This window comes from Streptomyces hirsutus (assembly GCF_001418415.1).
Taxonomy (GTDB): Bacteria; Actinomycetota; Actinomycetes; order Streptomycetales; family Streptomycetaceae; genus Streptomyces; species Streptomyces hirsutus.
Genome location: NZ_LIQT01000327.1, coordinates 1 through 4,715, shown reverse-complemented (window position 1 = coordinate 4,715; position 4,715 = coordinate 1). Strand labels below are relative to the sequence as shown.

At 70.8% G+C, this 4,715-nt stretch carries 6 protein-coding genes; 2 read left to right on the top strand and 4 right to left on the bottom strand.

Annotation, left to right across the window (positions count from 1 at the left end):
- The coding region (locus AOK11_RS23895; RefSeq protein ID WP_206188913.1) for a helix-turn-helix domain-containing protein at window positions 1-410 on the bottom strand (410 nt) is incomplete at its 3' end.
- A gap of 324 nt (window positions 411-734) precedes the next feature.
- Here AOK11_RS23895 and AOK11_RS23890 point away from each other — a divergent pair.
- Together AOK11_RS23890 and AOK11_RS40480 are read left to right on the top strand one after the other, a co-directional pair.
- Window positions 735-1,283: a DUF4232 domain-containing protein gene (locus tag AOK11_RS23890; protein ID WP_055595792.1), complete on the top strand. Its 549-nt coding sequence runs from the start codon at window positions 735-737 to the stop codon at window positions 1,281-1,283.
- Window positions 1,284-2,323: 1,040 nt separating this feature from the next.
- Window positions 2,324-2,551, top strand: coding sequence for a DUF6480 family protein (locus AOK11_RS40480; RefSeq protein ID WP_079035039.1), 228 nt, complete (start codon window positions 2,324-2,326; stop codon window positions 2,549-2,551).
- A 243-nt stretch (window positions 2,552-2,794) separates the two neighbouring features.
- On the opposite strand, the gene AOK11_RS23885 is transcribed toward AOK11_RS40480, so the two are convergent.
- The 3 genes from AOK11_RS23885 to AOK11_RS45295 form a co-directional block, all read right to left on the bottom strand.
- Complete coding sequence (locus AOK11_RS23885) at window positions 2,795-3,337, bottom strand: MOSC domain-containing protein (protein WP_055595791.1); 543 nt, start codon at window positions 3,335-3,337, stop codon at window positions 2,795-2,797.
- A 476-nt stretch (window positions 3,338-3,813) separates the two neighbouring features.
- Window positions 3,814-4,329: an MFS transporter gene (locus AOK11_RS46435; protein WP_338058939.1), complete on the bottom strand. Its 516-nt coding sequence runs from the start codon at window positions 4,327-4,329 to the stop codon at window positions 3,814-3,816.
- A 21-nt stretch (window positions 4,330-4,350) separates the two neighbouring features.
- On the bottom strand, window positions 4,351-4,715 hold a 365-nt coding region (locus AOK11_RS45295; RefSeq protein ID WP_240497466.1), incomplete at both ends, for an MFS transporter.

The window sequence follows — 4,715 nt, the reverse complement described above, 5'->3', positions numbered from 1 at the left end:
GCCGGTGCGGGTGGGGCGTCCGGCACGGACTCCGGCTGGGTTCGGTCCTCTGTGCGTACTCGCGCGGAGCGTGGCTCCGGGTCCGAGCCGCCGGGTGTGGACGCTCCGGCCCGCTCCGCGGAGTCCGGTTCCGCCTCCGCTGCGGCCCGTCGGGCACGTTCCCGCGCCGCGTCCGCCAGGACCCAGCGCCGGTGTAACTCGACCCGTTCCTCGGGAGTCGCCTTGCACACCCGGGCGAAGCGGGAGACGGCCGCGTGGTCGGCCGGTACGCCTTCCCCCTTGCAGTACCGGTGCAGCGTCGAGGTGCTCATGTGCGCCCGCTTCGCCAGAGCCTCGTAACTCAGCCCGGATCGCTGCTTCAACTCACGCAGCAGCGCCGCGAAATCAGCAATCTCCTCAGCCGTCCCCACCAGTCCCCCATTCCGTCCGGCATCCCATGAAGGTCACGTTTCCCCAGGTCAGAGCCGGTCGCGCATCCCAACGTCCCAAAACTCCCGATGGAATGGCGCATGGGACGCCGCATGACACAGCCTTGGGCCATCCAAGCACGGCGCCTCACCGGACACGGTGATCCGCCCCGCTCAACACCCCTTTCAAGACCCGCGCTTCCGGCGTGCCCACCCGCACCCCGCGCAGCACGGACAAGACCGACCGACCGGCCGGCGGGCCGACCGACCGGCACAGTTCACCACCGAAAAATCATCTTCCTGATGTTCAGAGAAAGCAGTCCACTCATGCGTATCGCCACTCGTTTCGCCTCCCGCACGGCCGCCTCCTCCATGGTCGTCGCCGCCGCCCTCGCGTTCGTCGGCTTCCAGGCGGCCGGGCAGTCCGCCTCCGCCGCCACGACGAAGGCCTCCTCGACCGTCACCTGCACCACGGCGAACACCAAGCTGACCGTCACCGAGGTGACGCGCCCGATCAACCACCTGCTGCTCAAGGCCACCAACACCGGCACCAAGCCCTGCTACGCCTACAGCGCCCCCCACCTGAGGGCCGGCGCCGACGCCCAGGCCCCGCTGCCGTGGGTCAAGGAGACCACTCCGCAGGCCGTGGTGGTGCTCGAGCCCGGTCAGTCCGCGTACGCGGGCATCACGACGTCCTCCCCCGAGGGCGAAGGGGGCGCCACCACGAAGACCCTGGGCGTGTTCTTCGCCGACAAGAAGGGCGGCGCGACCTCCACGGAGAAGACCCTGAAGCTGCCGAACGGCGGTGTCTTCTTCAACAGCGCCGCCACCGTCACCTACTGGCAGGACAACGCGGCGGACGCCCTCGTCTGGTAGCCGTCCCGGCGTCCCACGACACAGCCGCCGCCGACCGCACCGGGCGCCCCGCCTTCACCGGGGGCGCGGTGCCGCCGGCGGCACCGTGGATTCCCGGGCTCAGGACGTACACGGTACGAAGCAGCCACCGTACGAAGCCGCATCGACAGGACGAGCGGTCTCGCCGGGGCCTGCGGGGTCGACACGCTCACCGGCCGGGGAGCGAAGGACGGCGGGATCGCGGTGGGCCTCCGCACGGGGGTTCACCGTCAACCGACACTACAAAGCCAAGTACGCCGCTCTCCTGCAGGCCGCCGGGTTCACGCTGGTGACCGACCAGGACGGGCGGCTGCGGTATGTGCCACCGGGCGAACCGCTTCCCGGGCACGGAAATCCGTTCGCCGTAGGGACGTAGTACCCACGGCGTCACGAACGCCATCGACGCCGCGAACCACCGGCCCGCCACCGCCCACACCACCCGGGCGGCCCGGCGCCCCTCGCCCGCCTGCGCCACCGGACCCCGCGCACGACCGGGACCCTCCCACGCCCGCCGCACCGCCGTACGCATCCGTCCCGACCAGGGCCGACGTGTACGGGAACCAGGCGCGGACGGTGCTTTCCCGAGCCCACTCGCAAGGAGCGGCGGTGGCGCTGGGCGGCCGGCAGGGCTCGCCTCCGGACGTGACCCGCCCGACCCCCTCGGGAGCCGCCCTCAGCGAGGAAGGTCCCGCTCCGGTACCCGGATCGCGGTACCGGGACGATCACCGGTGCCGACGGTCGTCCACACGCCCCTGGCGACCGCGTGAGGACCGGTCGCCCACGGGTACTCGGCAGGCCGAGCGGCGGAGAGAGCACCGCCCACTTCGCGGAGGGACGGTCCCATGGCTCAGCATGTCGGCGATGCCATGACGAGTGCCCCGGCGACCGTCGAACCTCTGACCTCGGCGACATCAGCGCCGCGAGGCCCGACAAGTAGCGCACCCCCTCCGTATGAGCGAAGGCGGTGCGGTGTCAAGGAGAACCAGCCCACAGGCGGATGAGCGCCAAGAGGAGCGTGCGCCATGACAACTCCTGATCCCGACCCGAGGCGAACCCCGGAAGCCGCGCCGAGGAGCGGCGTCTCCCCCGGTGAGACGCCTCCCGCCGAAGGCGGCACGTACGGCATCTCGTATACAGAGCCGCCTGAGATGCGCAAGGGGTGGGGAGCGATGCCGCTCGTCCTGATCATGGCGGTGGTGGCACTGGTGGTGGTCGGACTGATCGCCATGGTGGTGACCCTGGTCGTGTAACGCTTCCCGCACATGCTCAGGGGCCGCAAGGCGTTGTCGCCAGGTGCCGTCGGTGGCGGGACGCGGCGGCCAGGGCGCACGGGGGAGTCCGGAACGCCGACTACTCCCGGTCCTACGTGACCTTCCGGTACGTAGGACTGACGGCGGCGTGGACGGGGGCCGTTCTCGCCGTGGGAGCCACGGCACTCGTGATCTTCATCCACGCGAGGACGGAGCGAACCGCGGCCTGCCCGACGGAGGGCGTCAGACCCGGTCCAGGGGCCGGTGCGGTCCGCTGGGCGGCTCCGCTCTGATCGCGTCGCCCGGGCGCACCGCGCCGCCCTCCTTCACGATGCTCATGATTCCGGCCTTGCGCACGAGGTTCCCGGCTTCGTCGCGGCCGACCACCTGCTTCAGCAGCCCGTCCTGGAAGTTGTCTATCTGCAGACAGGGATTGCGCAGGCCCGTCACCTCCAGCACCGCGTCGTCGCCGATGCGCAGCAGCGTGCCGACCGGCAGACCAAGCAGGTCGATGCCGCGGGTGGTGATGTTCTCGCCGAGGTCACCGGGCGCCACCTCGAACCCCTCTCCACCGACCTCGGCGAAGAGCTCTTCATGGATGAGGTGGACCTGGCGCAGGTTCGGCCGGGTGGGGTCCTGGGCGACCCGCGAGCGGTGCTTGACCGTCACGCCGGCATGGACGTCACCCTCCACACCGAGCCCGGCGAGCAGCACGATGCTGTCCCGGTTCGGCTTGGTGAACGAGTACACGCCGTTGCTGCTGACTGCCGTCACTGTCCCGGTCATCCTCGGATCCCCCTCCTCGGCGCTGAACAGCCACGACCCTAACCGCCGGGCCTCGCGGCGGCCACGGTGCGGCAGTCACGGTGCGGCGGCCACGGTCGATCGCGGGTGGGGCCGTAAGTCTTCTCCGGGCTCATGGGTACTTCGACCTGGGGTGCTCGGGCCTCGGAGCCTTCGCGGGGGTCGCGGCCGGCCGGGCCCGCCCGCTCGCACGGGGTGCGCGGAGCAGTGCGCCGGCCGGCGTCCGGTCGGGCGTCCCGGCCGTCGCACGCGGCGCGTCGAACGCCCGGCTCCGGTCCTCCACCGCTCCGTTGCGGCGTGCTGCCGCGTCCTTCCCCGTAGGAATTCTTCCGGGGATGACGGACCCGATACGCCGCGTGCGGCCTGCGGCAGAGAACCGCAGACCGCACACCATGTGCCACACAAGCCACACGTCACACGCCGCCCGATCACGCACCGGCCGGTCACACGCCGTCCGGTCACACTCCGGCCGGCACCGCGTCCCTGTCGGACGTCAGCGGTGCCGGGTGGGTGTCCCGCATCCGGCGCAGGAGCGCCGTGCACCAGATGCCGACCGCCGAGATCGCCATCAGCAGCGCCGCGGCCGGCCAGTAGTGGCCTCCGGCCAGCGCCGTCAGCGACACCGCCGCCAGCGGGGCGAACCCACCGAAGATCATGTTGCAGATCTGGTAGGACAGCGAGATCCCGGTGTAGCGGACCCGGGGCGCGAAGCCCTCGGCGAGGATCGCGGCGATCGGCCCGTACAGTGCCGACATCGCGAAGCGCATCGCCATCATGCCCGCGTAGATCAGGAAGACGCTTCCCGTGCCCATCAAGAGGAACTGCGGCACGGAGAGGACGATGACGCCGATCAGACCGGCGATGACGACCTTGTGCGCGCCGACGCGGTCGCCCAGCCAGGACAGGCCGGGGGTGACGGCCAGTTCGACGAAGGCGGCCAGGGTCAGCCCGTTGAGCAGCATGGCTTCGGACAGGCCCAGCTCCTCGGTGCCGNNCGCGCCGCCCCATTCACCGCCGATGGCGATGCCCTGGATGAGCCGGAGGATGATCAGCAGTATCGGTGCGAGCACGCCGACCTGCGCGTAGGTGGGCAGCAAGCCGATCGCGAACGACGCGATGCCCATCATCAGGAGGGTGATGACGAGCGTGTTCTTACGGCCGACGCGGTCGCCTATGTGCCCGAAGACGATGCCGCCGAGCGGGCGGAGCAGGAAGCCGACGGCGAACGTGCCGAACGCGGACAGGGTCCTGAGCAGGGGCGGCATGTCCGCGGGGAAGAAGACGTCGTCGAAGACGATGGCCGCGGCGGTGGCGAAGGCGTAGAAGTCGTACCACTCGATGGACGTTCCGGCGAGGGCGG

What these genes read in the sequence shown, in the direction of transcription:
- AOK11_RS23890 (WP_055595792.1), top strand. Translation starts at nt 735, where the DNA reads ATGCGTATCGCCACTCGTTTCGCCTCCCGCACGGCCGCCTCCTCCATG.
- AOK11_RS40480 (WP_079035039.1), top strand. Translation starts at nt 2,324, where the DNA reads ATGACAACTCCTGATCCCGACCCGAGGCGAACCCCGGAAGCCGCGCCG.
- AOK11_RS23885 (WP_055595791.1), bottom strand. Translation starts at nt 3,337, where the DNA reads ATGACCGGGACAGTGACGGCAGTCAGCAGCAACGGCGTGTACTCGTTC.